Raw genomic sequence first — 26,726 nt, forward strand, 5'->3', positions numbered from 1 at the left:
GGGATCACCGTGAAAGGCTGAAGCGAAGCGGGGATGGTGGATTTTCTCGGCATGTTCCGGCGGCGCTCTGCGAAACGCAGCACCGGATTTGCGCGCTCGCATGACGACATCACGGCGCTCGGGGATCAGTTCGGCGAGATGCTGACGTCTCCGGTGCGTGATGCGCCGCCGATGGCGCGCGCCGCGTCGGCTCCCGGCGTCGAGTTGCCGCGATCCCAACCGGCAGCGGCGCCCGCGCCGGCGCGTGCGAGGCCGGCCAGGAACAGCGCTCCCGCCGCGCCGCAGCTGATCAAGCGGCCGGGTTATCTGGCTGTGCATAGCGTGGAAAAGAGTTTCGGCAGCCGCCAGGTCGTGCGCGGCGTCAGCATCTATGTGCGCCGTGGCGAAGCGGTCGGCCTGCTCGGGCCCAACGGCGCCGGCAAGACCACGGTGTTCTACATGATCACCGGGCTGATCAAGGCCGATCGCGGCGCGATCGAGCTCGATGGCCACGACGTCACCAAGCTGCCGATGTATCAGCGCGCGCGCCTTGGCATCGGCTATCTGCCGCAGGAAGCCTCGATCTTCCGCGGCCTGTCGGTCGAGCAGAACATCCGCGCGGTGCTCGAGGTGGTCGAGCCCTCGAAGAAGAAGCGCGAGCACGAGCTGGATTCGCTGCTCGACGAGTTCAACATCACGCGGCTGCGCAAGAGCCCGTCGATCGCGTTGTCCGGCGGCGAGCGCCGCCGCGTCGAGATTGCGCGCGCGCTGGCGACGCGCCCCAATTACATGCTGCTCGACGAGCCGTTCGCCGGCATCGACCCGATCGCGGTCGGCGACATCCAGGACCTCGTCCGCCATCTCACCAACCGCGGCATCGGCGTGCTCATCACCGACCACAATGTCCGCGAGACGCTCGGCCTGACCGACCGCGCCTATATTGTCTATGCCGGTGAAATCTTGACTGAGGGAAGCCCGGAGGAGATCGTTAATGATCCCGATGTACGTCGGCTTTACCTTGGCGAGGAATTCCGCCTGTAGCGCAAGATCCGCCAAAGTGTGATGCGGGTTGGCGATAAGATCATGCGCTAATTAAAGAATTTGACGCGCGATCGGACGCAAAACCGGGGCGTCCACTTTTGCTGATCGCGCTTATCGCTATTTTCCAATCCGTCAAGCCGTGTACAAGGGCTTCGGACTAATATCAGCAAGAATCGAGCCAACTTTCAGGATCGTTCTTGCCTCCATGGCGCTGACCCAAAGACTAGAGTTCCGCCAGTCGCAGTCGCTGGTGATGACGCCGCAGCTGATGCAGGCGATCAAGCTGCTGCAGCTGTCGAACCTTGATCTGTCGGCCTTTGTCGAGGAAGAGCTGGAGCGCAATCCGCTGCTGGAACGGGCCGCCGACGGACCGGAGCCGCCGGTGGCCGGCGAGCCCGCCATGGAGCGGCCGGACTACGGCGATTCCGACGGTTCCAGCAGCTATGGGGACGATGGCGACGCCTCCGACATGGCCGCAGGCCCGGGCGGCGAGGCCGGCTTCGAGCCCGGCCAGGAGGAATGGCTGAACCGCGACCTCGGCAGCCGCGCCGAGATCGAGCAGACGCTCGATACCCGCCTCGACAACGTGTTTTCCGAGGAGCCGGCGGAAGCGGCGGCGCGCGCAGCGCAGGACGCGCCACCATCGGTCTACACCGAATGGGGCGGCGGCGCCTCCAGCGACGACGAGTACAATCTCGAAGCTTTCGTGGCCGCCGAGCTGACGCTTGCCGATCACCTCGCCGAACAACTCGCGGTCGCGTTCTCGTCGCCGGCGCAGCGCATGATCGGGCAGTATCTGATCGACCTGGTCGACGACGCCGGCTACCTGCCGGCCGATCTCGGCCAGGCTGCCGAGCGGCTCGGTGCGTCGCAGCAGGCGGTCGACGAGGTCGTCGCCGTGCTGCAGAAATTCGATCCGCCGGGCGTATGCGCGCGAAACCTGAGCGAATGCCTCGCGATCCAGCTGCGCGAGCTCGACCGCTACGATCCGGCGATGCAGGCGCTGGTCGAGCATCTCGACCTGCTCGCCAAGCGCGACATCGCCGGCCTGCGAAAGCTCTGCGGCGTCGACGACGAAGACATCACCGACATGATCGCCGAGATCCGCCGGCTCGACCCGAAGCCCGGACTGAAGTTCGGCACCGCGCGGACGCAGACCATGGTGCCCGACGTCTATGTGCGTCCGGGTCCCGACGGCGGCTGGCATGTCGAGCTCAATCGCGACACTCTGCCGCGCGTGCTGGTCAACCAGACCTATTACGCTGAGCTGTCGAAGACGATCCGCAAGGACGGTGACAAGTCGTACTTCACCGACTGCCTGCAGAATGCGACCTGGCTGGTCCGCGCGCTCGATCAGCGCGCCCGCACCATCCTGAAGGTCGCGACCGAAATCGTCCGCCAGCAGGATGGCTTCTTCACTTATGGCGTCGCGCATTTGCGGCCGCTCAATCTGAAGGCGGTCGCGGACGCGATCCAGATGCATGAATCGACGGTGTCGCGCGTCACCGCCAACAAATACATGGCGACCAATCGCGGCAGTTTTGAATTGAAGTATTTTTTCACCGCCTCGATCGCGTCGGCCGACGGCGGCGAGGCGCATTCGGCCGAAGCGGTGCGTCATCACATCAAGCAATTGATCGACGGCGAGGCCCCGTCGGCGATCCTGTCCGACGACACGATCGTGGAACGTTTGCGCGCCTCGGGCATTGATATCGCCCGCCGTACCGTCGCGAAGTATCGCGAGGCGATGCGGATACCATCCTCGGTGCAGCGCCGCCGTGACAAACAGAGCATGCTCGGTAATGCCCTTTCGGCTCCTGCCTCCTCGTCCGACCGGTCGCGCGATACAGCCTCCGTTTAGGTTACTTCTTGAGCGTGACCCCGTTCGGGTACGGACCGGGCCATGCGCTCGTTGCGTTCGCGCCAAATCGGGATAGTCTCAATCTTTCCAGGTCGAGCGTCGTCCAGAAAAGGGAGGTAACCGGAAGCCCAGCAAGCATCATGCTCCTGCAAGAGTGATCGAGGCATCCAGCAATTGAGGCATCAAATGACCCTTCGAATCTCGGGAAAGAGCATCAGCATCGGCGAGGCGCTTCGCGCGCGCGTCAGCGAGCGCACCGACGAGGTCCTGCGAAAGTATTTTGATGGCAACTATTCGGGTCACATCACGCTGAGCAAGGATGGCTTCGGCTTCCGAACCGATTGCGCGCTGCATCTGGATTCCGGCATCACGCTGGAAGCCGAATCCAACGCCACCGACGCCTATGCCAGCGCGGACGCCGCGCTCTTGATGATCGAGAAGCGCCTGCGCCGCTACAAGAGCCGGCTCAAGGATCGCTCCGCCCGCAAGACCTATGCCGCGACTGCCGCGCTTGCCGAATTGAACGGCGTCGGGCTCGACGCGCCGAGCTACGTCATCGAGGCGCCCGAGAACGAGGACGAGGTCACCGAATACAGCCCGGTGATCATTGCCGAGGCAACCACCGCGCTGAAGCGGCTGTCGGTCAGCGAAGCCGTGATGGAGCTCGATCTGACCGGCGCCTCCTGCCTGGTGTTCCAGCATGGCGGCAGCGGCCGGTTGAACATCATTTACCGCCGTACGGACGGCAATGTCGGCTGGGTCGATCCGCCGGCGGTGAGCCCTTGAGGATAGTTGGCAGATGGCATTGACGTCCGAAGCCGGCCCTGCTTATGGTCCGCCGCCTCCAGGAACAAGGGGGGCGGAACAGGGTTCGCAGGTGTTGGCACCGCCGATACGTTGGAGTAGAAGCCCTGCCAACCGGACCCGGGCTAAGCCCGCATCCCACCTCATCTTCTTGACGCCGCCGCTGTAAAGCCTATTTCGCAACCTGACGGTCATTCACCTCGGAACGTCCCAATGCCGATTACCGATTTGGTCGCACCCGAGGCGATTCTCCCGGCTTTGAAAGTCATCAGCAAGAAGCAGGCGCTGCAGGAACTCGCCGCGCGTGCCTCCGCTCTGACCGGGCAGAATGAGCGCGCCATCTTCGAGGTGCTGCTGCAGCGCGAGAAGCTCGGCACCACGGCGGTCGGCTATGGCGTCGCCATTCCGCACGGCAAGCTGCCCAAGCTGGAGAAGCTGTTCGGCTTCTTCGCCCGCCTCGAGCGCCCGATCGATTTCGAGGCGATGGACGGCCAGCCGGTCGACCTGATCTTCCTGCTGCTCGCACCGGAAGGCGCCGGCGCCGACCATCTCAAGGCGCTGGCGCGGATCGCCCGCCTGCTGCGCGACCAGGACGTCGCCAAGAAGCTGCGTGCCTCACGCGACGCCCAGGCGATCTACTCGGTGCTCGCACTGCCGCCGGCGAGCGCGGCGTAAGGCCGCCTGCCGTACGATTTTGCGGGCGCTTGGCGGCCCGTGGTATAGTTCGTTCATGACGCGAACCGAAGCCCTCAGGAAGCTCCGTGACCAGGCCGATGCCATCAAGGCACTCGGGGCGACTTCGCTGTATCTATTTGGTTCGACTGCGCGCGACGAGGCTCGTGCAGGGAGTGATATTGATCTTTTCGTGGACTACGATCCTCGCAGCCGGTTCAATGCTCTCGACCTGGTCGCGACCAAGCGACTGCTCGAAGAGAGTCTCGGCGTCGAAGTCGATCTCACCACACGCAAAGGACTTCATCCACTGATTCGAGAGCGGATCGAGGCGGAGGCAACGCGGGTTTTCTGAATGGTCGAGCGTTCCCCCTTGCTTCGTATCCACGACATGCTCGAAAGCATCCGTGGCATCGAAAAGGCGTTGGCAGGAAAATCCATCCGCGACTACGAGCGCTCGTGGCTGCTGCGCTCCGCAATTGAACGCGGAATCGAAGTCATTTCGGAAGCGAGCCGCCACCTCGGCAGCGAGTTAAAGGCTCAGCACGAGGATGTCCGCTGGAAGGACATCGCTGGCATAGGCAACGTCTTGCGGCATGATTACCCAGCGCGTTGACGCCACGATCATCTGGAAAGCGGTCAAGGATGATCTACCAACGCTGAAGGCCGCGCTGTTGGCGCTCAAAGCTTCATTGGAGTAGTCCGCAGCCCGGATGGAGCGAAGCGCAATCCGGAGCTACTCTAACTGCGGATAGTTCAGTCCCGGATTACGCTGCGCTCCATCCGGGCTACGGAGCGTTCGCAAACCTCTCAGCAGATCGTCGGCAGCAGGCGGCGGACTTCGTCGAGCAAATCGGGGATAGCCTTCTCGTCATTGGCGAGATGCCGGAGCAGCGCGCTCTGGAACAGGCCGTCGAACAGCGCGTACAGCGCCGCCGGTGACGATGCCGGCCGCTTGTTGCCGAGCTCGGCGTAGCGCGTGGCGATGCGCCAGATCATCGCTTCCAGGCTCTTGTCGATCTCGAGCACGTCCTTGCGGAACGCCGGCTCGAACATCGCCTGCGAGCGCAGATCGTACCAGAGCCGATGCATGCGCGCTTCGTTCTCGAGCGTCGCCGCGAGCTTGGCGAGGAAGCCTTCGGTCAATTCGTCGCGGCTGCGTGCTGTCGTCACCACCTCGTCATAGCGCGTCACGCATTTCGCCTTGTAGTGGCGGACGCAGCAGCAGATCAAATCGAGCTTGTCGCTGAAGTAGTAGTGAAACACGCCGTGCGTGAATGCGGAGTTCTGCGCGATCTCGCGCAGGCTGGTGCGCGCGAAGCCGAGCTCGCCAAGCGTCTCCAGCGCGGCCTCCGCGAGCTCGACGCGCCGCGCGTTGAACTTCTCGTCGCGCAGCGCCTCGGCCGCTACGGCCACGCGTTGGGCCGCTCCTGTCGCTTGCCGCGCCATTCCGTGCCTTTCCTCTGCTTCTTCCCTCAAGCAACTATACCGCGACGACCGCGGCGCGCTCCATCTCTTCACAACCATCCTCTTTGACACTTGTCAAATTCAGACTTGACAAGTGTCAAGTTCCTGGACGAGGGTTGGCGAAATAATTTGGACAACCGTCAAGACGGCTGACCAATCGACGAACCAGGAGGAAATGCACCGCCGGGGCGCGCCAACGCTGCGCCCTGCCGAAGCCGGCCGCGATCGCCATTGCGCTCCAAATGCGCAGGCCCGGCCCGCGCTGCCTCTGTCAGCACCACCATCAATCGGCAAGCAAAGGGAGGACTACGTCATGAGTGGGAAGAGCCTTGAAGGCAGGAAAGCCCTGGTCACCGGCGGCGCCCGGGGGATCGGCGCGGCCATCGCGCAGGCATTGGCGCGGTCCGGCGCCGCGGTCATGATCGGCGATATTCTCGACGACGCCGGCAAGGCCAGCGCCGCCGAATTCGCCAAGGCCGGGGTGAAGACCGGCTTCGTCAAGCTCGACGTCACTGACGATGCGCAATGGGAGCGGGCCGCCGCAGCGACGGTCGAAACTCTCGGCGGCTTCGACATCCTGATCAACAATGCCGGCATCGAGATCACCTCGCTGGTCGCCGACATCAAGGCCGAGGACGCGCGCCGCATGTGCGACGTCAACATCGTCGGCACCGTGCTCGGCATGAAGCACGCCTTCCGCGCGATGCGGCCGGGCGGCGCCGCGGGCAAGGGCGGCGCGGTCGTCAACATCGCTTCGGTGGCGGCGACGATCGCGTTCCCGAGCATCGCGGTCTATTCCGGCACCAAATCCGCGGTCGACCGCATGACGCGGGTCGGCGCGATGGAAGCCGGCAAGCTCGGCTATGGCGTGCGCGTCAACTGCATCTATCCCGGCCTGATCCCGACTGACATGGGCCTGCAGCTCGCCAACGACATCGTGAAGATCGGTCTCGCGCCCGACGTCAACGCCGCTGTCGGTTCGGTGGTGGAGCAGACGCCGCTCGGCAAGCTCGCGGAGGTCTCCGACATCGCCGACGCCGCCGTGTTCCTGTGCTCGAACGATGCGCGATTCATCACCGGCATCGGCCTGCCGGTCGATGGCGGCATGGGCATGTAGCAACAAAGCCGACAACAAGCATTTCGGAGGATCGCAATGAGCGACAAGAAGCCCGTCATCGTCTATGGCGCATCCGGCTATACCGGCCGGCTGGTCTGCGAATATCTGCGCGAGTACAACATCCCCTTCATCGCCGCCGGCCGCAGCGCCGAGAAGCTCAACGCCGCGATGAAGTCGAACGTGGCCGGCATCGAGACCGCCGACTACGAGGTCGTGTCGGTGCCGCACACCGTGGCCGCGCTGACCGAATTGTTCAAGGGCGCCTCGGTGGTGCTCAACACCGTGGGCCCCTTCGCCAAGTTCGGCGGCGAGGTGGTGCAGGCCTGCCTGGCTGCCAGGTGCCACTACACCGACACGACCGGCGAGCAGGACTGGCTGATCACGCTCGAGCACGAGTTTGGTACGAAATTCGCCAATGCCGGCCTGTTGCTGGCGCCGGGCATCGCGCAGATGTACACCACCGGCGAGATCGCTGCGCAGCTGTGCCTGGAAACGCCCGGTCTCGACACGCTCGATATCGCCGTGTTCTGGGGCGGCAGCCCGACCATCGCCTCGACGCAGACCATCCTGGTCAACGCCGCGATGGCCAAGGCCTACTATCTGGAGCAGAACAAGTACGTCGAGCATCAGCCCGATGCCGGCCTCTACAACCTCGCCATCCCCGGCCAGCACGAGCTGGCGCTGGCGCTGCCGTGGGGCGGCACATCGCACCCGGTGTGGTTCAAGCAAGATCCGCGCGTGGCCAACGTCAAGGTGCTGGGCGGCGTGTTCAATCGCGGGCTGATGCTGGGCGTGCCGCAGATCGTCGCCGCCGCGCTGCAGGCGACCAAGGACATGAAGCCCGACGACCGCTACGCCGCGCTGGCGCAGACCGCTGCCGGCGTGATGAACACCATGCCGCCGCGCGAGAACCCACGCGTCAACAAGTCGCTGGATTCGGTGTACGCCTCCGGCCCGCTGGGGCGCGCGCACTGCGTCATCTACGGCAACAGCAACTACAAGCAGACCGGCATGTTGCAGGCCTATGCTGCCGCACACCTGCTGCAGCAGCCGCCCAAGCGCGTAGGCTTCGCCTCCGGCTGTCAGGCGTTCGGCCATCGCGAGCTGCTCGGGCAATTGCGCAGTTTCGGCCTGGTCGGCAAGCCGGTCCTGACCGTGCATGATTGAGCTTGAGCCCCGATCGGATCGGGGCTCAACACTCCGTTCCCTGAAGCGTTTTCGTTTTGCTCGAAAACGCACCTTCCGCGGGTGACGCGTAGCGCGTCACCCGCCTCTTGCGCGAGACGTGCCATGCGCTTCATCGATTATCTCGACAAGGGTGCCTCGCTCGGCGCCGACGCGCCGTGCCTGACCATGGACGGCCGCGATCTCAGCTATGGCGAGGTGCAGCGGCTGAGCTACCGGATCGCGCGCGGGCTCGAGCGGTCGGGTATCTCTCCGGGCGAGAAGGTCGCGATCCTGTCCGGCAACGATCCGCTCGCTTTCGCCTGCGTGTTCGGCATCTCGCGCGCGGCTGCCGTGTGGTGTCCGATCAATCCGCGCAACGAGGCGACCGAGAACAAGTTCATCCTCGATCAGTTCGATTGCAGCCTGCTGCTGTTTCATTCCAGCTTTGCGCCGATGGTCGACGCGGTCCGGCCGGACCTACCCAAGCTACGCGCGCTGGTCTGTCTCGACGCCGAGCTGCCGTTCGCGCCGTCATTCGACCGCTGGCTCGGCGGGCTCGCCGACGATGTCTATCAGCGCGCCACGATCGACGATCTCGCGATGATCCCGGGCACCGGCGGCACCACCGGCAAGCCGAAGGGCGTGATGCTGTCGGGACGCAACATCGAGGCGATGACCGCGCTGACCCTGATTGGCTACCCGTTCAAGGGCCGTCCGATTTATCTCGCGCTGGCGCCGCTGACGCATGCCGCCGGCGTGCTTTGTTTCCCGATCATGACGCTGGGCGGCCGCGTCGTGATCATGCACCACCCTGACATCGGCGAGTTCCTGGCGCTGATCGCGCGCTATCGCGTCACCCATACCTTCCTGCCGCCGACAGTGATCTACATGCTGCTCGATCATCCCGGGCTCGACGCGGCCGATCGCAGCTCGCTGCAATGTTTCTGGTACGGCGCGGCACCGATCTCGGCGACGCGGCTCGCCGAAGCCCTGAAACGGATCGGGCCGATGGCGCAGCTGTTCGGCCAGACCGAGGCGCCGATGATGATCTCGATGATGCCGCCCGCCGATCACTACAATCCGGACGGCACCATCGCGATGGAGCGACTCTCGTCGGCCGGGCGGATCGGCCCGCTGGTGCAGGCCGGCATCATGGATGGCGACGGCAAGCTGTTGCCGGCGGGATCGCGCGGCGAGATCGTGGTGCGCGGTTCGCTTGTCATGGAAGGCTACTACAGGAACCCCGAGGCCACGCGCGAGGCTTCGGCGCATGGCTGGCACCACACCGGCGATATCGGCTACATCGACGGCGACGGCTATCTCTATATCGTCGATCGCGCCAAGGACATGATCATCACCGGCGGCTTCAACGTGTATTCGATCGAGGTCGAGAACGCGTTGCGCGCCCACGAGGCGGTGCAGGATTGTGCCGTCATCGGATTGCCCGACGACAAATGGGGCGAGCGGATCGTCGCCGTGGTGCAGCCGCGCGTCGGCCACACTGTCGATGCGACCGCGCTCGCCGCCTTCGTCAAGCAGCAGATCGGCAGCGTCAAGACGCCGAAGCAGATCGAGGTCTGGGACGATCTGCCGCGTTCCAAGGTCGGCAAGGTGCTGAAGCCGGACATCCGCAAGCGACTCGAGCCGCGGTTCTGATCCGCTTCGCGCGAAAGTGCCTTGTCCTGAACATGTATTGACAACCAGCCGATGACGCCGGAAGACGGACGCGCGCAACATCGCGTGTGCGAACCAGGGATGGCTGATGTCCCGCGATTTTCGCCTTGATCGCGTTCCCGTCGACGTTCTCGCTTACGAGCTCGCCGAAGAGAGGGCGAGTGCGCTCGGCCGCATGGGCCGCGCGCTGGAACAGGCGCTCGCCAGGCTGCGCGAGTTCGATGCCGCCCATCCGCGCGCTGAAGCACAGGCGCCCACACAGCAGGCACGGCGCCTCCTGGTGCGGGAGGCCGGCCATGCGCTCTGGATGTTCGTGGTGCAGAGGGAGGCCTGCGGGCTGCGCAACAACCGCATGCTGATGCGCGACTACAACGTGCCCGGCGAGGTGCAGCTCAGCATGGGCCCGATGCTCGCCACGTCGACCTCATCGCCATAAAAAAATGCGCGGGCCGCCTCGGTGTCGAGACATGCCCGCGCATTGAATTCGCGGTTGCTGAGTTCAACCCTGCGTCAGTGGACGCTGACGGCCTGCAGCTCGTTGCTCCACGCATTCGCGACCGCGGCTTCGCGGCTGTCGGTCAGCATGATCGGCGTGCCGTCGGCGGCGTGCAGTGCGAACAGTTTGAGGCCCGGCGCGATCTTCGGCGCCTGCGGAAAGAGATCTGGCACGTCCTCGGAGCGGACCTGCTTCACATAGGCGATATGACCTTCGCCCAGATGGGCCAGCGCTTCCGGCGTGACGCTCTCGGATTCGATGGTGGTGGTACTCAGTTCACTCATGGTCTCGACTCCTCAGTCAGATAAGCGGTCGAGTCCGCTCGTTGTTTCTATTATTCGTGCTCATTGATAGCGATTGTCTTAATGACCCGTTCAGGTTCCGGCCTGGCCAGATCAATCGACAACAACCCGTTCTTCAGATCCGCGCCCAGCACATGCATCCCCTCCGCCAGCACGAAGGTGCGCTGGAAGTGGCGCGCGGCGATGCCGCGATGGATGTATTGCCGAGCCTTGTCGTCCTGCTGGCGGCCGCGGATGACGAGCTGATTTTCCTCAATAGTTACATCGAGTTGGTCGCGGGTGAAGCCCGCCACCGCCAGCGTGATGCGCAGCCGTTCAGGCTGCCCGTTGGTACGGTCGCACCGCTCGATGTTGTACGGAGGATAGCCGTCGGCGCCCTTCACGACGCGGTCGAGCGCACGCTCGATCTCGTCGAATCCCAGAAGGAACGGACTGGACAACGATGGAACACGAGACATTACAAAGTCCTCTCGAAGCGACTTTGAGGGGCCCTTGCGGCGCCCCATGCAACCGGCGGGCCGTCTGGCCTCCGGTCAGTGAGGGATATGGGGGCGATCTGGATAGCGTTCAAGCAGCCCCGAAACCAGCCTAAACGCCCGCAACATGGGGGTAAATTCTTCCCGATCGGTTACTCCCCGACGCGCTTGCGGCCGTCGGCGGTAAAAAGATGCAGCTTGTCGCGGGGGGCGACGGCCCGGATCCGCTCGCCGATGGCGGGACCCGAGACGCCGGGAACCCGGACAATCACCTCGCCCGGCGGCAGCTCGCCCGGATTGGCGGCAACGCCCTGCTCCTCGCGCTGGCGGCTGCCATAGACGAAGGTCTCGGCGCCGACATGCTCGATCGCCTCGACCGTAAGGCCAAGCGCGATGCCGCCGGATCCGGTCTCGCTCGAGATCACGAAATCCTCCGGCCGGATCCCGACAATGCCGGCGCCGTCTGCGCCCGTGATCTGGGACTTCAGCTCGTCCGCACGTAGCGGCATCAGGTTCATCGGCGGCGCACCGATGAAGGAGGCGACGAAGGTGGTCGCCGGCTTCTGGTAGATGCCCAGCGGATTACCGACCTGCTCGACCTGGCCGCCGTTCATGACGACGAGGATGTCGGCGAGCGTCATCGCCTCGAGCTGGTCGTGGGTGACGTAGATCGACGTGGTGTTGAGCCGGCGCTGCAGCTTGCGGATCTCGACCCGCATCGCGATGCGCAGCTTGGCGTCGAGGTTCGACAACGGCTCGTCGAACAGGAACACTTTCGGCTGGCGTACGATGGCGCGGCCCATCGCGACGCGCTGGCGCTGGCCGCCGGAAAGCTGGCGCGGCTTGCGCTCCAGCATCGGCGACAGCTCGAGGACGCGCGCGGCTTCCTCGACGCGGGTCTTGATCTCGGCCTCGGCCATGCCGCGGTTGCGCAGGCCGTACGCCATGTTGTTGTAGACGCTCATATGCGGATAGAGCGCGTAGTTCTGGAACACCATCGCGATGTCGCGATCGGCGGGCTCGACCTGGTTGACGACGCGGCCGCCGATGTCGATCTCGCCGCCGGTGATGGTCTCGAGCCCCGCGACCATGCGGAGCAGCGTGGACTTGCCGCAGCCGGATGGGCCGACCAGCACGCAGAACTGGCCGTCGCCGACGTCGACATCGACGCCCTTGATGGCCTCGAAGCCGCCGGGATAGGTCTTGCGGACGCTGCGCAGCGTGACGTTGGCCATTACTTTTCCGTCTCCACCAATCCGCGCACGAACAGTTTCTGCATCACGACGACGACGAACACCGGCGGCAGCATCGCGAGCAACGCGGTCGCCATCACGATCGGCCATTCGGTCAGCGCGTCCGTCGTCGTGATCATCTTGCGGATGCCGACCTGGATGGTCTGCATGTCGTCGCGCGTCGTGATCAGAAGCGGCCAGAGGTACTGATTCCAGCCGAGGATGAAGAGGATCACGAACAGCGCGGCCATGTTGGTGCGCGACAGCGGCAGCAGCGTATCCCAGAAGAAGCGGAACGGGCCTGCGCCGTCGATCCGGGAAGCCTCCAGCAATTCATCCGGCACGGTCATGAAGAACTGGCGGAACAGCAGCGTCGCGGTCGCCGACGCAATCAGCGGAAGCGACAGGCCGGCATAGCTGTCGAGCAGATGCAGATCGGCGACGATCTTGTAGGTCGGATAGATGCGCACCTCGACCGGCAGCATCAAGGTGATGAAGATGATCCAGAAGATCGCCATCCGGAACGGAAACCGGAAATACACGATCGCGTAGGCCGAGACGATCGAGATCGCGATTTTGCCGACCGCGATCAAGAGCGCCATGACCAGCGAGTTCAGCATCATGTGGAGCACCGGCTCGCGGGTCGAGCCGCTCGTGCCGACAAACAGCGTCTGGTAGTAGGTCTGGAGGAAATGGCCGCCGGGCAGCAGCGACATCTGGCCGTTGGCGATCACGGCGTTGTCCTGGGTCGAGGCGACCAGCGCGAGATCAGACCGGGAAGGCGACGATCGCGATCCCGATCCACAGGATGGCGTGAGCCAGATCGCGCTGGAAGCCTTCCTCCTCGACCATCAGTAGGTCACCTTGCGCTCGACGAAGCGGAACTGGATCGCCGTCAGCATGACGACGATGACCATCAGGATGACCGACTGCGCCGCCGACGAGCCGAGATTGCCGCCGAGCAGGCCGTCCGTATAGACCTTGTAGACCAGCGTCTCGGTCGCCTTGCCGGGACCGCCGCGGGTCATGGTGTCGATGATGCCGAAGGTGTCGAAGAAGGCGTAGACGATGTTGATGACCAAGAGGAAGAAGATGGTCGGCGACAACAGCGGGAAGATCACGGTCCAGAACCGCCGCATCGGACGGGCGCCGTCGATCGCGGCGGCCTCGATCACGCTCTTCGGAATGCTCTGCAGCCCGGCGAGGAAGAACAGGAAATTGTAGGAGATCTGCTTCCATGCCGCGGCGAGGATGATCAGGGCCGCCGCCTGGTCGCCGTCGAGCAGCGGATTCCAGTCGATGCCCATGGCGCGCAGATAGCGCGACAGCACGCCGAGCGAGGGGTGCAGCATGAACACCCAGAGCACGCCGACCACCGGCGGCGCCACCGCATAGGGCCAGATCAGCAGCGTGCGATACAGCGTCGAGCCGCGCAGAGGCCTGTCAGCCATGACCGCGAGCAGCAGCGCGAAGGACAGCGAGGAGACCGCGATCGCGAACGAGAACACGAAGGTGCGGACGATCGCCGCGAAATAGGCCGGCTCCTTGAACAGATCGAGATAGTTCTCGAACCAGACGAAAGTGGTCGAAAGGCCGAAGGCGTCCTGCAGCAGGAAGGATTGGATCACCGCCTGCACGGCCGGCCAGTAGAAAAAGATCAGGACGATCGCCAGTTGCGGGGCAACCAGCGCGTAAGGCAACAGCTTTGATTGGAAAATCGCTTGCTTTTGCATGGGCTCGGAAGAAAGGGCAGGCCGCGGGTGCGGCCTGCCGGTTGATGACCCTAAAGCGCGATGAGATGAGGTTGGATCGTCATCGCGCTTTAGCTTGTCGTCTGGGCATGATCTTTTCGGAAAACCGCTTCGCACTTTTCCGGATCATGCCCGAAGGCATCATGTCAGCGGACGGCGGTCTTTTCAAACTGCCGCAGCATCTGGTTGCCGCGTTCGACGGCGGCGTCCAGCGCCTGTTTGGCGGTCTTCTTGCCGGCCAGCGCCTGCTCGATCTCCTCCGACCACATGTCGCGCAGCTGCACCATGTTGCCGAGGCGCAGGCCGCGGGAATTCGCGGTCGGCTCCTTGTTGGTGAGCTCGAGCAGCGGGGTCTCGAGATAGGGCTGGTCCTTGTAGAAGCCCTCTTCCTTGGCCTTGGCGTAGGCCGCCTTGGTGATCGGCAGATAGCCCGAGGCCTTGTGGATCCAGATTTGGCGGTCGGTGTCCGAGAGGAAGGTCAGGAACTTGGCCACGCCCTTGTATTCCTCGGCCGACTTGCCGCCCATCACCCAGAGCGAGGCGCCGCCGATGATCGAGTTCTGCGGCGCGCCCTTGACGTCGGGATAATACGGCATCGGCGCCGCGGTGAAGTTGAACTTGGCCTGCGCCTTGACGTTGCCGAAGAAGGCCGACGAGGTCAGGTAGATCGGACACTCGCCCGAGGTGAAGCGGCCCTCGCCGGTGTTGGTGCGGCCGGCATAGTCGTAGGTCTTGTCCTTCTGCAGCTCGACGAGGTTCTCGAGATGCTTGACCTGCAGCGGACCGTTGAACTCGAGCACGGTGTCGAAGCCGTCGAGGCCGTTGGCCTTGCTGGCGAGCGGCACGTTGTGCCAGGCCGAGAGCTGCTCGAGATTGACCCAGGTCACCCAGGAGCCGGAGAAGCCGCAGGTGGCGTAGCCGGCCGCCTTCAGCTTCTTGGCGTCGTCGAACACTTGCGGCCAGGTCTTCGGAATCTCCGCGATGTTGGCCTTCTTCAGCGCATCGAGATTGATCCACATCACCGTCGACGACGAATTGAAGGGGAACGACAGCATCTCGCCCTTGGAGGTCGAGTAGTAGCCGGTGATCGCGGGCAAATAGACGCCCGGATCGAACTTCTCGCCGGCGTCGGCCATCAGCTTGTAGACCGGTTTGACGGCGCCGGTGGCGGCCATCATCGTCGCGGTGCCGACCTCGAACACCTGCATGATATGCGGCGCGTTGCCGGCGCGGAACGCGGCGATGCCGGCGTTCATGGTGTCGGCGTAGCCGCCCTTGTAGGTCGGGATCACCTTGTAGTCGGATTGCGAGGTGTTGAAGTCGTTGGCCAGCTTGACGATGACGTCGTTGTTGGCGCCGGTCATCGCGTGCCACCACTGGATCTCGGTCACCGCGAACGCGGGCGACGCGAATGCAAGCGCGGCAGCGGCTGCCGCGGCAGCGCCTAGTCGTCGAAAGAACATCAAAACCCCTCCCAATTGGAACGTCGTCTTTCGTTGCGCGCGTTATCAGCGCCGGATGACGTTCGAATGACCGTATAAACGAAAGTCATGGTAGGGGGAAGCCGAAGCGAAGGGAAGCGGTAAAAAAGGCGAAGACCGCAGCCGCATCCGTGCGGTGCAACGCCGGCCGCGACGCTGCACCGCAGTGTTGATGCGTCGGCCGGTTCGACGGGCCGACGCATCAGCTTTGTCCTGACGCGAACTGATCTCCATCCCGCAATCACGTGCGGAACAGGCTCAAAACGCCTTTAGCGCTTGCGCTGGGGACCGCAGACCACGCCCTTTTCAACCAGGCCGTTGATCTCGTCCTTCGAGTAGCCGAATTCGCCGAGCACTTCCGCGGCGTGCTGGCTGAACTTCGGCGGCGTGCGGCGCAGGTTCGGCTTGGTGCGTTCGAGGCGGATCGGCGAGGCGACGCCCTTGTACCAATCCTTCTCGATGATGTCGCCGCGATGAATGGTGTGCGGGTTGGTCAGCGCCTGGTCGATCTTCTGCACCGGGCCCGCCGGCAGGCCGGCGGCGAGCAGCCGGTTGCACAGCGGCTCGGCCTCGTGCTGGCTGAACACCGCAGCCAGCTCGACGCGGAGCGCATCGCGGTTGGCGATGCGGTCCTTGTTGCGGGCAAAGCGCGGATCAGTGCCGAGCTCGGGCTTGCCAATCTCCTTGGCGAGCTTGCGGAAGGTTCCGTCATTGCCGACGCCGATGAAGATGTTGTCGGTCTTGGTCGGGAAGATCGCGTAAGGAACGAGGTTGGGATGCTCGTTGCCGGTGAGCGACGGCGGCTTGCCGTGCATGAAGTAATTCGCGGTGTGCGGATGCATGATCGCGAGCCCGGTCTCGTACAGCGTCGTCTCGATGAACTGGCCGAGCCCCGACCGCTGCCGCTCCGACAGCGCCATCAGGATGCCGATCGTGGCGTAGAGCCCGGTGGTGATGTCGACCAGCGGCACGCCGATCCGCATCGGGCCGCTCTCCGGCGAGCCGGTCGCCGCGATCATGCCGGTCATCGCCTGGATGATCGCGTCATAGCCGGGATTGCCGCCGCGCGGGCCGTCGGCGCCGAAGCCGGAGATCCGGCAATGCACGAGGCGCGGAAATTTCGCGCGCAGCACGTCGTTGCCGATGCCCCATTTGTCGAGCGTGCCCGGCTTGAAATTCTCGATCAGCACGTCGGCGGTCTCGAGCATCTTGATCAGCACCGCACGCCCGCCCTCGGAAGCGAGGTCGAGGCCGATCGAGCGCTTGTTGCGGTTGATGCCGACGAAATAGGCCGCGTCTTCTTCGTGGAAGGGAGGACCCCAGTCCCGCACCTCGTCGCCGGCGGGCGGCTCGACCTTGATCACGTCGGCGCCGTGGTCGGCGAGAATCTGGGTGCGATACGGACCGCCGAGCACGCGCGTCAGATCGATCACGCGCAGGCCGGTCATCGCGCCCGTAGCCGCTGGGGTATTCATGGAAGCAACCTTCGCTCAGTTGGGATCAGATAACGAGGGTCCCAGAGCTAACGGTCTTCAGCCGGGGCAGCAATGCTTCCGTCGGCGCAGGCCCATGCAGCAGGCGGCGCATGCGTTCGCCAAGCGAACCAGCCGCTGAAAGAGCAATGGTCCGCCACGTGTTGCGGCGGACCATTGCGTGATGTGGAATTAGACGACGCTCAGCTTGACGTCGACATTGCCGCGGGTCGCGTTGGAATAGGGGCGCACATGGTGGGCCTTCTCGACCAGCGCTTCGGCATCGTTGCGCGCAAGGCCGGGCAGCGACACCGCGAGCTCGACGGCGAGGCCGAAGCCGCCTTCCGAGCGCGGGCCGATGCCGACCGTCGAGGTCACCGAGGCGTCGGCGGGAACCTTGGGGCCGCCCTGCGAGGCCACGAACTTCATCGCGCCGATGAAGCAGGCGGCATAGCCGGCCGCGAACAGCTGCTCCGGATTGTTGCCGGCACCGCCGCCGCCACCGAGCTCCTTCGGGGTCGTGAGCTTGACGTCGAGTGCGCCGTCGAGCGTCGCCGCATGGCCGTCGCGGCCGCCGGTTGCCTTGGCGCTGGTCTTGTAGAGCACGTTCACAGACATCGTGGTCTCCCTTGGTGGGTGGGCTTGAATTCGATGACGCATGTATTGCACGCAAATAGATTGCGCACAATATAAAATATGCGGTCTCACATTTAATTGTTCGCAATTGAATCCGCGGTCCCGTGAGCCCAGAATGACCCGGAAACGAGATGGATTCGATGGGAATCATGGCCAGGAAACCGACGCCCGCGGATCAGGCGCTGCGGCTCGACAATCAGATCTGCTTTGCGGTCTATTCGACCGCGCACGCCTTCAACCGCGTCTACAAGCCGCTGCTCGACCGGCTCGGGCTGACCTATCCGCAGTATCTCGTGATGCTGGCGCTGTGGGAGCGCGACGACGTCGCGGTGAAGGACCTCGGCGAGCGCCTGTTCCTGGATTCCGGCACGCTGACGCCGCTCTTGAAGCGGCTGGAGGCGGCGGAGTTGATCAAACGGACCCGGAGCGCCGCGGACGAGCGGGTAGTGCTGATCGCGCTGACGCCGCAGGGCCACGCGCTGCGCGAAAAGGCCAAGGCCGTGCCGCAGTCGATCCTCGCGGCCTCGGACTGCACCGTCGGCGAACTGATGGCGATGAAGGACGAGATCGTCGCGCTGCGCGACCGGCTGAATGCGGTGCTGGGGGAGTAGGGGGCGAGCGGGGCGGATAGAGGTGCTTCTTGGCGAAGGCGCGGCCGGACGCGGACTTCAGATATTTTTCAAAAGCAACGGCCTGCTTCTCGTCGCTGAAAGCGACGTAGGTCTTGAGCCGCCACGGTCCAAATTTGGATGTATGGGGCACTTCCATGGCATTGTGCTTAGCCAGTCTGGCCCGCAGATCGTCGGTAATCCCGACATAGAAGTGCAGGCAATCAAGGCTCTCGAGAATGTAAACGTATTTCATCTGTTCCCCCCAACACACGGCTGACGGGGTGGATGCTAACGCATTCGGATTTCGGAGAGAGCCCGGCTCCGCCCTTCGGGCTACGCCGCGGCAGCCTTCGCTCACTTCGCTACGATGGACTATCCGGGCTTGCCGAGCCGAAGCTCGCGAAGCGAGCGAAGGCTGGTGGAGCCAGGCGGGATCGAACCGCCGACCTCTTGCATGCCATGCAAGCGCTCTCCCAGCTGAGCTATGGCCCCTTATCCAGTTGGGATGATCCTGGGGGATCGATCCCGGCCCGCGCGCGCCTGGACAGACTCGCGCGGCAGCACCGTTGATCATAGATCGGCGCCGATCTCAAGTCTCTTCGTCACCGCCGACGTCACCAATAATGTCGGTCACGTCCTCATCGCCCTCTTCCTCGTCGGCGATGAAGGTCGAATCGTCGTCGTCATCGTCGTCGATGGTCTCATCGACCTCGATATCGTCCTCGGATTCGGGAACCTGGGCCTTGACCTTCCCGGTGTTCTCCTCGGCATCGGCCTCCTCGAGCGAGACCATCTCTTCGGCCTCGGCTGGCTCCGGCATGTCGGCTGCGGTCGCAGGCGAACTGACGGTGGCGCCACGGCCCCGCGGCGGGGCGATCGGCGCGATCGGCACGACTTCGCCGGTATAGGGCGAGATCACCGGATTCTTGTTGAGGTCGTAGAACTTCTTGCCCGTGGTCGGGCAAATGCGCTTGGTTCCGAGCTCGGACTTGGCCACGTGGTAATCCCAGAATTTTCCTGAAAAACGAGAGCTTCACTTGGCTAGTTGAGGAGCCGCTGTCAATAGCGGTCTGCGCGCATTTGACGGGCGCGTGACGCGGTGTTGCCTATGTGATACCTGCCGCGACGCGAGAGGACACAATCTTGGCCCATTCTGACACCCCGACCTCGCTGGAATCGCGCGCGTGCGGCCCCCTGGCCGGCACGGTCCGCGTTCCCGGCGACAAATCGATTTCCCACCGCGCCCTGATCCTGGGGGCGCTTTCGGTCGGCGAAACCCGCATTTCCGGCCTCCTGGAGGGCGAGGACGTCCTCAATACCGCCAAATCCATGCGCGCGCTCGGCGCCAAAGTGGAGCGGACGGCGCTGTTTACCTGGTCGGTGTCCGGCGTCGGGGTCGGCGGCTTCGCCCAGCCTGCCGCGCCGCTCGATTTCGGCAACTCCGGCACCGGCTGCCGGCTGGTGATGGGCGCGGTGGCCGGTTGCCCGATCGCCGCCATTTTCGACGGCGACGCCTCGCTGCGCTCGCGGCCGATGCGCCGCATCCTCGACCCGCTGGAGCTGATGGGCGCCCGAACCAGCGACATAAGGGAGGGCGGCCGGCTGCCGCTCACCCTGCACGGCGCCCGCTATCCGGTGCCGATCGTCTACAAGACGCCGGTCGCCTCGGCCCAGATCAAGTCCGCGGTGTTGCTGGCGGGGCTCTCCGCGCCCGGCATCACGACGGTGATCGAGCAGGAGGCAAGCCGCGACCACACCGAGCTAATGCTGAAGCATTTCGGCGCCGAGATATCCTCCGAGCAGGAAGGCAGCCACGGCAGGCGAATCTCGCTGCACGGCGAGCCCGAGCTGCACGGCGCCAGCGTCGTGGTGCCCGCCGATCCGTCCTCTGCGTCATTCCCGATCGTGGCCGCGCTGATCGTCGCAGGTTCCGATGTCGTGTTCTCCGACGTGATGACCAATCCGCTGCGAACCGGCCTGTTCACCACGCTGCGCGAGATGGGCGCCTCGATCGAGGAGAGCGATGTGCGCGGCGATGCCGGCGAGCCGATGGCGCAGCTGCGTGTGCGCGCCTCGAAGCTGAAGGGTGTCGAAGTGCCGCCGGAGCGCGCGCCGTCGATGATCGACGAGTATCTGGTGCTGGCGGTCGCGGCCGCCTTCGCCGAGGGCACCACGATCATGCGCGGCCTGCAGGAGCTGCGCGTCAAGGAATCCGACCGCCTTGAAGCCACCGCCGACATGCTGCGGGTCAACGGCGTCAAGGTCGAGGTCTCCGGCGACGATCTGATCGTCGAGGGCCGCGGCCATGTTCCAGGCGGCGGCCTCGTTGCCACGCATATGGATCACCGCATCGCGATGTCGGCGCTCGTGATGGGCTGCGCCTCCGATCGGCCGGTGAAAATCGACGATACCGCCTTCATCGCCACCAGTTTTCCGGATTTCATCCCGATGATGCGCGCGCTCGGAGCTGATTTCGCATGATCATCGCCATCGACGGACCTGCCGCCTCGGGCAAGGGCACGCTCGGCAAGCGGCTCGCCCACCACTACGGCTATCGTCATCTCGACACCGGCGTGATCTACCGCGCGGTGGCCTATGCGATGATGCAGGCCGGTGCCGAGCTCAGCAACGAGGTGCTGGCCGTGGCCGCGGCGCTCGAGCTCGACCCCGAAAAGTTCGGCAATCCGATCCTGAAGACCCAGAAGGTCGGCGATGCCGCCTCCGTGGTGTCGGCCATTCCGCAGGTTCGCGAGGTGCTGGTGAACTTCCAGCGCCAGTTCGCCGCCGATCCGCCCGGTGCGGTGCTGGACGGACGCGATATCGGCACCGTGATCTGCCCCGATGCCGACGTGAAGATCTTCGTGGTCGCCGACCCCCGCGTGCGGGCACGGCGGCGCACGCTGGAGGCGCGCGCCCGCGGCGAGGACGCCGACGAAGAGGCGGTGCTCGCCGACATCCTCAAGCGCGACGAGCGGGACAAGAACCGGGCGATTGCGCCTCTGCGGCCGGCTCCGGACGCCCACACGCTGGACAATTCAAATCTGGACATTGAGGCCGGCGTCCGCGCCGCCATCGCCATCGTCGAGGCGGCGCGCGCCAGGCGCTAGAATCGCGGGCCGCCGCGGCGCTTTCGGCCCGAAAACCCAGCAAAATTGGGCATTTCCTGCTTGCCGAAAGTCGCATGCAGGGCTATATCAGCGCCGTTCGGAGCAGCATCGACGATGTCGAGGCCGTGTCTGAGCGGGCCGGCGATGGGTTTGAACCAATTCTCAAACGAAACCAACGCCGCATCTGGAGGAACGCCCGCTCCCAGGTCTTGCAGTCGATATTTTCGTTTCAGGCTCCGGATCAATCATACGTACCGAACGTGCAGTCTGCTGCCGGCCCGCTGTTGCACCTCCTGCAATGAGCGGTCGTCAGGGTTTGCGGAACCCCGACACTTCACGCACGGTGCGCCCATCAACCCGAACGGCCGGCGAGATCCCGCATCTGGAGAACAAATGGTTTCGAATTCTGCGTCTTCCTATACTCCCACCCGCGATGACTTCGCGGCGATGCTTGATGAGTCCTTTGCCGGCGGCAATTTGCAGGAAAGCTCGGTCATCAAGGGCAAGGTGGTTGCAATTGAGAAGGACATGGCCGTCATCGACGTCGGCCTGAAGACCGAAGGTCGCGTTGCGCTGCGCGAATTCGCCGGCCCCGGCCGTGAAAGCGATCTCAAGGTCGGTGACGAAGTCGAGGTGTTCCTCGACCGTATCGAGAATGCGCTCGGCGAAGCCGTGCTGTCGCGCGACAAGGCGCGCCGCGAGGAAAGCTGGGGCAACTCGAGAAGGCGTTCCAGAACAACGAAAAGGTCAACGGCGTCATCTTCAACCAGGTCAAGGGCGGCTTCACGGTCGACCTCGACGGTGCGGTGGCCTTCCTGCCGCGCTCGCAGGTCGACATTCGTCCGATCCGCGACGTTGCGCCGCTGATGAACAATTCGCAGCCGTTCCAGATCCTCAAGATGGACCGCCGCCGCGGCAACATCGTGGTGTCGCGCCGCACGGTTCTCGAAGAGACCCGCGCCGAGCAGCGCCAGGAGCTGGTGCAGAACCTCGAAGAGGGTCAGGTGATCGACGGCGTGGTCAAGAACATCACCGATTACGGTGCGTTCGTTGATCTCGGCGGCATCGACGGCCTGCTGCACGTGACCGATATCGCCTGGCGCCGCGTCAACCACCCGACCGAGGTGCTGACCATCGGCCAGACCGTGAAGGTCAAGATCATCAAGATCAACCACGAGACGCACCGCATCTCGCTCGGCATGAAGCAGCTGCTGGATGATCCGTGGCAGGGCATCGAAGGCAAGTACCCGCTGGGTGCCCGCTTCACCGGCCGCGTCACCAACATCACCGACTACGGCGCGTTCGTCGAGCTCGAGCCGGGCATCGAAGGCCTGATCCACGTCTCCGAGATGTCGTGGACCAAGAAGAACATGCACCCCGGCAAGATCGTTTCGACATCGCAGGAAGTCGAAGTGCAGGTGCTGGAAGTGGATTCGGTCAAGCGCCGCATCTCGCTCGGTCTCAAGCAGACCATGCGCAATCCCTGGGAAGTCTTCGTCGAGAAGTTCCCGGTCGGCTCGACCGTCGAAGGCGAGGTCAAGAACAAGACCGAGTTCGGTCTGTTCCTTGGTCTCGATGGCGATGTCGACGGCATGGTCCACCTCTCCGACCTCGACTGGAAGCTTCCGGGCGAGCAGGTCATCGACAACTTCAAGAAGGGCGACGTGGTCAAGGCCGTGGTGCTCGATGTCGATGTCGAGAAGGAGCGCATCTCGCTCGGCGTCAAGCAGCTCGAAGGCGACCCCTTCGCCGAGCCGGGCGACGTCAAGAAGGGCGCGGTCGTGACCTGCGAAGTGCTCGAAGTGAAGGAGAGCGGCATCGAGGTCCGGATTTCGGGCACCGAGTTCACCACCTTCATCAAGCGGTCCGAGCTGGCTCGCGACCGCAACGACCAGCGCGCCGAGCGCTTCGCCGTCGGCGAGAAGGTCGATGCCCGCGTCATCCAGTTCGACAAGAAGGCCCGCAAGGTGCAGGTCTCGATCAAGGCGCTGGAAGTCGCCGAAGAGAAGGAAGCCATCGCGCAGTACGGCTCCTCCGATTCGGGGCGACGCTTGGCGACATCCTCGGCACCGCGCTGAAGAACCGCGGCACCGACAAGTAAGCGTTCGCGCGATTGAGGCGAACAATCGGGGCCCCGGCGCAAGCCGGGGCCCTTTGCTTTGGGGCATCCGTAGCCCGGATGAAGCGAAGCGAAATCCGGGAAGATCTCGCCGACGGAGAGACCCCGGATTACGCTTCGCTCCATCCGGGCTACGTTTCTCTTCCCCTTCCCCCTGAAAGGGGAAGGTCGGGATGGGGGTCAGCCGCAGGCCATGCTGCTCATGGAGAGAGCTGATCCCCACCCGCTTTGCTCTGGTGAGCAAAGCGACCTCCCCCTTTCAAGGGGAGGTTAGGGAGCGGCCGGGATGAAGCGCACGTGCACCCGGGCTTCGAGTGCCTCCGAATACCGGGCCTTGTTTTTTTCATATTGCGTCGCAATTGATGTATTTGGCTAAGCTGATAGTGACGCTGCGACTGCAAAACGCGCGGATTGCGCGCTGACCATTTCTGGAGAGATCGGATGTCGCTGGATTTCAGACGTGATCGTCGATCGCCGCCGCATCAGGCGCAAACTGACGTTCTGGCGCGTCGCCGCCGCGGTCATCGCGATCGCGGCCATCGTCGGCGTGGGCGTGGTCGCCGCCGGCGGGCGCGGCACCTTTTCGACATCGAACACGATCGCGCGGGTCAATATCGACGGACTGATCCGCAGCGACCAGGATCGCGTCGAGGCGCTGGAGCGGCTCGGCAAGTCGAGCTATGCGGCTGTTGTCGTGCACATCAACTCGCCCGGCGGCACCACCGCGGGCTCCGAGCAGCTCTACGACTCGCTGATGCAACTGAAGGCGAAGAAGCCGCTTGTCGTCGTGGTCGAGGGATTGGCCGCCTCGGGCGGATACATCACGGCGATCGCCTCCGATCATATCGTCGCCCAGCAGACCTCGCTGGTCGGCTCGATCGGCGTTCTCTTCCAGTATCCGAACGTCTCGGAATTGCTCAAGACTGTCGGCGTGAAGATGGAGGAGATCAAATCTTCCCCGCTGAAGGCCGCGCCCAACGGCTTCGAACCCACCAGCCCGGAGGCCCGCGCCGCGATCGACGGTCTCGTCAAGGACTCCTATGCATGGTTCCGTGGATTGGTGAAGCAACGGCGCGGCATGGACGATGACCTGCTGGAGAAGGTCGCGGACGGTCGCGTCTTCACCGGTCGGCAGGCCGTTGATCTCAAGCTGGTCGATCAGCTGGGGGACGAGAAGACCGCGATCGCATGGCTGGTTGCCGAGAAGAAGGTCAAAAGCGACCTGCCGGTGCGCAATTACAAGCTTAATCCGCGGTTCGGCGATCTGACCTTCCTGCGCACGGCGGCGTCCGTGACGCTCGATGCGTTCGGTCTTGGCGCGATCGCGCGGCGGATCGAGCAGGGCGGCGTGGCCGAGGCGGTCGACCGGTTCGGGCTTGACGGCATGCTGGCGCTGTGGAGCCCGGCTGGAACCAACTGATCGGCTGCCAAAGGCGTGCTCGTCAGGCTATTCCCGCTTTGCGGGAATCGCCGCATGCCCCAATTGGGCTATTTGTCACGTGATTTCACGACGCCCTAAATCGATTTAGCGTCTTGACAGTGCACGGCATTTTCACGGAAATGGGTTTCCGCAAGAGCCCGGATCCCACTTTCGATGATCAAATCCGAACTTGTTCAGCGTATCGCCGAGCACAACCCGCACCTCTATCAGCGGGATGTCGAGAACATTGTGAATGCGATTCTCGATGAAATCGTCGCAGCGCTGGCACGTGGCGACCGTGTCGAGTTGCGCGGTTTTCGGCGCATTCTCGGTGAAGCACCGCCCGGCGCGCGCCGGCCGCAATCCACGCACCGGCGAGCATGTGCCGGTCGACCAGAAGAGCGTGCCGTTCTTCAAGACCGGCAAGGAAATGCGCGAGCGCCTCAACCGCGACGTGACCGAGGCGGGCGCCGCCAAGGTCGATGCGCCCAAGGCTGATGCTTAAGGCCGACGCCTAAGGCGCGACGTCAGGCGTTGCCGTGTTGCGGGCGATATGCCCGCATTTGCTCCATCGCTGCGAGAGATGGTCATGCGAAAGTTCTTCACGGCAGTGGTCGTCGTTCCGCTCGGTCTGATCTTCATCATTTTTGCAGTCGCTAACCGTCACTGGGTGACGGTGTCGTTTGATCCCTTCAATTCGGTGACCCCGACGGTTGCGGTCACGCTGCCGTTGTTCGTCGTCATCATCGCCTCCGCGATCCTGGGCGTGATCGCGGGCGGCATCGGAACCTGGTTCAAGCAAGGGCGCTGGCGCCGCGCGGCCCGGCAGCACGAGGCTGACGCCCGCCATGTCCGCGCCGAGCTCGCCGACCTCAAGGCCGCCGCCTCCCGGGACGACGCGCAGCGCCGTTCGGCCCCGGCGCAACTCGGCTTTTACGGGGCCGCCGGGCGAGACAAGCAGGGCGCGACGTTGTAGAACCCGCCCCACCGGACCAGGGTTCACCCCGGTTCCGGTCGCCCGACAACCCGTTTTGAGACCCGTTTCGAGACCATGCCCCTGCTCGTCAAAATCTGCGGCCTGTCCACGCGCGAGACGCTCGACGTCGCGCTTGAAGGCGGTGCCGATATGGTGGGGTTCGTATTCTTTCCGCCGTCGCCGCGTCACGTCAGCCTCGAGACCGCGCGCGAGCTTGGCAGCCGCGCCAAGGGCCGCGCCGTCAAGGTCGCCCTCACCGTCGATGCCGACGATGCGATCCTGGAAAACATCGTCGAGACGCTGCGGCCGGATATCCTGCAATTGCATGGCAAGGAGACCACGGCGCGGCTGCGCGACATCAAGGCGAAGTTCGGCCTGCCGCTGATGAAGGCGCTGCCGGTCGAGACGTCGGCCGACCTTGCGCCGCTGCCGGGTTATGCCGGTGTCGCCGATCGCATCCTGTTCGATGCCCGCGCGCCGAAGGATGCCACGCGGCCGGGTGGCCTCGGCGCGCCCTTCGATTGGCACGTGCTGGAAAATCTCGATCTCGCGCTGCCCTACATGGTCTCCGGCGGGCTCAACGCCGACAACGTCACTGAAGCCGTCCGCGTCACGCGCGCCGGCGGTGTCGATGTCTCGTCGGGCGTCGAGCGCACGCCCGGTGTCAAGGATCCCGAATTGATCCGCGCCTTCATCCGCGCCGCGCGCGCAATCCAGCCTTCTTCACCTCTCCCCGTTCACGGGAGAGGTCGACCGCGCAACGCGCGGGCGGGTGAGGGGCGCTGCAACGATGATCGAGCAATTGGAGAAACCCCTCACCCCGGCCCTCTCCCCGCAAGAGCGGGGCGAGGGAGCGGAAACAGCG

General features: G+C 64.3%; 24 protein-coding genes, 1 tRNA gene and 6 pseudogenes. 19 read left to right on the plus strand and 12 right to left on the minus strand.

Translation table 11 applies throughout. The features are described 5' to 3' along the window. Nucleotides 1–33 precede the first annotated feature (33 nt). From lptB to ACSKB9_RS24815, 6 genes are all read left to right on the plus strand, one after another. On the plus strand, nt 34–1,020 hold the full coding sequence (gene lptB, locus ACSKB9_RS24790) for an LPS export ABC transporter ATP-binding protein (protein WP_431016063.1): 987 nt from the start codon (nt 34–36) through the stop codon (nt 1,018–1,020). A gap of 205 nt (nt 1,021–1,225) precedes the next feature. Beyond that, a complete protein-coding gene (gene rpoN, locus ACSKB9_RS24795; RefSeq protein WP_438080388.1) occupies nt 1,226–2,881 on the plus strand; it encodes an RNA polymerase factor sigma-54 in 1,656 nt (551 codons plus the stop codon). A 186-nt stretch (nt 2,882–3,067) separates the two neighbouring features. Further along, a complete protein-coding gene (gene hpf, locus ACSKB9_RS24800) occupies nt 3,068–3,667 on the plus strand; it encodes a ribosome hibernation-promoting factor, HPF/YfiA family (RefSeq protein ID WP_028337939.1) in 600 nt (199 codons plus the stop codon). A gap of 231 nt (nt 3,668–3,898) precedes the next feature. Then, nucleotides 3,899–4,360: a PTS IIA-like nitrogen regulatory protein PtsN gene (gene ptsN, locus ACSKB9_RS24805; RefSeq protein ID WP_016843543.1), complete on the plus strand. Its 462-nt coding sequence runs from the start codon at nt 3,899–3,901 to the stop codon at nt 4,358–4,360. A 55-nt stretch (nt 4,361–4,415) separates the two neighbouring features. Continuing rightward, nucleotides 4,416–4,712 carry a nucleotidyltransferase family protein gene (locus tag ACSKB9_RS24810; protein WP_057020394.1) on the plus strand — a complete coding sequence of 99 codons (297 nt, stop codon included), beginning with the start codon at nt 4,416–4,418 and terminating at the stop codon, nt 4,710–4,712. Next, a complete protein-coding gene (locus ACSKB9_RS24815; protein WP_438076382.1) occupies nt 4,713–4,973 on the plus strand; it encodes a HepT-like ribonuclease domain-containing protein in 261 nt (86 codons plus the stop codon). A 194-nt stretch (nt 4,974–5,167) separates the two neighbouring features. On the opposite strand, the gene ACSKB9_RS24820 is transcribed toward ACSKB9_RS24815, so the two are convergent. Beyond that, nucleotides 5,168–5,773, minus strand: a complete 606-nt coding sequence (locus ACSKB9_RS24820) for a TetR/AcrR family transcriptional regulator (protein WP_026192040.1) — start codon at nt 5,771–5,773, stop codon at nt 5,168–5,170. A gap of 364 nt (nt 5,774–6,137) precedes the next feature. On the opposite strand from ACSKB9_RS24820, the gene ACSKB9_RS24825 reads away from it, so the two are divergent. From ACSKB9_RS24825 to ACSKB9_RS24840, 4 genes are all read left to right on the plus strand, one after another. Then, a complete protein-coding gene (locus ACSKB9_RS24825; RefSeq protein WP_057020396.1) occupies nt 6,138–6,941 on the plus strand; it encodes an SDR family NAD(P)-dependent oxidoreductase in 804 nt (267 codons plus the stop codon). Nucleotides 6,942–6,977: 36 nt separating this feature from the next. Beyond that, a complete protein-coding gene (locus ACSKB9_RS24830; protein WP_438076384.1) occupies nt 6,978–8,108 on the plus strand; it encodes a DUF5938 domain-containing protein in 1,131 nt (376 codons plus the stop codon). Nucleotides 8,109–8,231: 123 nt separating this feature from the next. Next, complete coding sequence (locus ACSKB9_RS24835) at nt 8,232–9,764, plus strand: AMP-binding protein (protein ID WP_438076386.1); 1,533 nt, start codon at nt 8,232–8,234, stop codon at nt 9,762–9,764. Nucleotides 9,765–9,870: 106 nt separating this feature from the next. After that, nucleotides 9,871–10,218 carry a DUF6665 family protein gene (locus ACSKB9_RS24840; RefSeq protein ID WP_438076388.1) on the plus strand — a complete coding sequence of 116 codons (348 nt, stop codon included), beginning with the start codon at nt 9,871–9,873 and terminating at the stop codon, nt 10,216–10,218. Between the two features lie 74 nt (nt 10,219–10,292). Here ACSKB9_RS24840 and ACSKB9_RS24845 read toward each other — a convergent pair whose 3' ends face one another. The 8 genes and pseudogenes from ACSKB9_RS24845 to ACSKB9_RS24880 form a co-directional block, all read right to left on the minus strand. Further along, nucleotides 10,293–10,562 carry a DUF1150 family protein gene (locus ACSKB9_RS24845; protein WP_016843536.1) on the minus strand — a complete coding sequence of 90 codons (270 nt, stop codon included), beginning with the start codon at nt 10,560–10,562 and terminating at the stop codon, nt 10,293–10,295. A 50-nt stretch (nt 10,563–10,612) separates the two neighbouring features. Beyond that, the gene (locus tag ACSKB9_RS24850; RefSeq protein ID WP_057020402.1) at nt 10,613–11,038 is read right to left on the minus strand and encodes an Hsp20 family protein; all 426 of its coding nucleotides are present in this window, start codon (nt 11,036–11,038) and stop codon (nt 10,613–10,615) included. A gap of 170 nt (nt 11,039–11,208) precedes the next feature. Further along, nucleotides 11,209–12,291, minus strand: coding sequence for a sn-glycerol-3-phosphate import ATP-binding protein UgpC (locus tag ACSKB9_RS24855; protein ID WP_438076390.1), 1,083 nt, complete (start codon nt 12,289–12,291; stop codon nt 11,209–11,211). Next, a pseudogene (gene ugpE, locus ACSKB9_RS24860) lies at nt 12,291–13,140 on the minus strand (sn-glycerol-3-phosphate ABC transporter permease UgpE). The gene ACSKB9_RS24855 and the pseudogene ugpE overlap by 1 nt, the downstream one beginning before the upstream one ends. Continuing rightward, the gene (gene ugpA / locus ACSKB9_RS24865; RefSeq protein ID WP_438076392.1) at nt 13,140–14,021 is read right to left on the minus strand and encodes a sn-glycerol-3-phosphate ABC transporter permease UgpA; all 882 of its coding nucleotides are present in this window, start codon (nt 14,019–14,021) and stop codon (nt 13,140–13,142) included. Before ugpA ends, ugpE begins: the two are co-directional and overlap by 1 nt. Before the next feature lie 164 nt (nt 14,022–14,185). Beyond that, nucleotides 14,186–15,502, minus strand: a complete 1,317-nt coding sequence (ugpB, locus tag ACSKB9_RS24870; protein WP_438076394.1) for a sn-glycerol-3-phosphate ABC transporter substrate-binding protein UgpB — start codon at nt 15,500–15,502, stop codon at nt 14,186–14,188. 287 nt (nt 15,503–15,789) lie between these two features. Beyond that, a complete protein-coding gene (locus tag ACSKB9_RS24875) occupies nt 15,790–16,995 on the minus strand; it encodes a CaiB/BaiF CoA transferase family protein (RefSeq protein WP_438076396.1) in 1,206 nt (401 codons plus the stop codon). A gap of 189 nt (nt 16,996–17,184) precedes the next feature. Next, nucleotides 17,185–17,610, minus strand: a complete 426-nt coding sequence (locus ACSKB9_RS24880) for an organic hydroperoxide resistance protein (protein WP_438076398.1) — start codon at nt 17,608–17,610, stop codon at nt 17,185–17,187. A gap of 167 nt (nt 17,611–17,777) precedes the next feature. Between ACSKB9_RS24880 and ACSKB9_RS24885 the strand changes: the two genes are divergently transcribed. Beyond that, nucleotides 17,778–18,239, plus strand: a complete 462-nt coding sequence (locus ACSKB9_RS24885) for a MarR family winged helix-turn-helix transcriptional regulator (protein WP_438076400.1) — start codon at nt 17,778–17,780, stop codon at nt 18,237–18,239. A gap of 52 nt (nt 18,240–18,291) precedes the next feature. Here ACSKB9_RS24885 and ACSKB9_RS24890 read toward each other — a convergent pair. From ACSKB9_RS24890 to ACSKB9_RS24900, 3 genes and pseudogenes are all read right to left on the minus strand, one after another. Continuing rightward, nucleotides 18,292–18,492 (minus strand): annotated as a pseudogene (locus ACSKB9_RS24890) (GIY-YIG nuclease family protein); the annotation flags it as partial. Between the two features lie 163 nt (nt 18,493–18,655). After that, nucleotides 18,656–18,731: transfer RNA gene (locus ACSKB9_RS24895), tRNA-Ala, on the minus strand. 97 nt (nt 18,732–18,828) lie between these two features. Further along, nucleotides 18,829–19,236: a TIGR02300 family protein gene (locus ACSKB9_RS24900; RefSeq protein WP_057020408.1), complete on the minus strand. Its 408-nt coding sequence runs from the start codon at nt 19,234–19,236 to the stop codon at nt 18,829–18,831. A gap of 146 nt (nt 19,237–19,382) precedes the next feature. Here ACSKB9_RS24900 and aroA point away from each other — a divergent pair, with 146 nt between their 5' ends. From aroA to ACSKB9_RS24940, 8 genes and pseudogenes are all read left to right on the plus strand, one after another. Then, the gene (aroA, locus tag ACSKB9_RS24905; RefSeq protein WP_438076402.1) at nt 19,383–20,720 is read left to right on the plus strand and encodes a 3-phosphoshikimate 1-carboxyvinyltransferase; all 1,338 of its coding nucleotides are present in this window, start codon (nt 19,383–19,385) and stop codon (nt 20,718–20,720) included. Beyond that, nucleotides 20,717–21,346: a (d)CMP kinase gene (gene cmk, locus ACSKB9_RS24910; protein ID WP_018269281.1), complete on the plus strand. Its 630-nt coding sequence runs from the start codon at nt 20,717–20,719 to the stop codon at nt 21,344–21,346. The genes aroA and cmk overlap by 4 nt, the downstream gene beginning before the upstream one ends. Before the next feature lie 74 nt (nt 21,347–21,420). Further along, complete coding sequence (locus ACSKB9_RS24915) at nt 21,421–21,648, plus strand: hypothetical protein (RefSeq protein ID WP_438076404.1); 228 nt, start codon at nt 21,421–21,423, stop codon at nt 21,646–21,648. 91 nt (nt 21,649–21,739) lie between these two features. Then, a pseudogene (gene rpsA, locus ACSKB9_RS24920) lies at nt 21,740–23,447 on the plus strand (30S ribosomal protein S1). 459 nt (nt 23,448–23,906) lie between these two features. Then, nucleotides 23,907–24,885 (plus strand): annotated as a pseudogene (gene sppA, locus ACSKB9_RS24925) (signal peptide peptidase SppA). A 174-nt stretch (nt 24,886–25,059) separates the two neighbouring features. Then, a pseudogene (locus ACSKB9_RS24930) lies at nt 25,060–25,390 on the plus strand (integration host factor subunit beta). An 84-nt stretch (nt 25,391–25,474) separates the two neighbouring features. Beyond that, complete coding sequence (locus ACSKB9_RS24935) at nt 25,475–25,861, plus strand: LapA family protein (RefSeq protein ID WP_438076406.1); 387 nt, start codon at nt 25,475–25,477, stop codon at nt 25,859–25,861. A gap of 75 nt (nt 25,862–25,936) precedes the next feature. Further along, nucleotides 25,937–26,587 (plus strand): annotated as a pseudogene (locus tag ACSKB9_RS24940) (phosphoribosylanthranilate isomerase); the annotation flags it as partial. Between the last annotated feature and the right edge of the window lie 139 nt (nt 26,588–26,726).

The organism is Bradyrhizobium sp. BR 1433, assembly GCF_051547665.1.
GTDB lineage: Bacteria > Pseudomonadota > Alphaproteobacteria > Rhizobiales > Xanthobacteraceae > Bradyrhizobium > Bradyrhizobium australafricanum.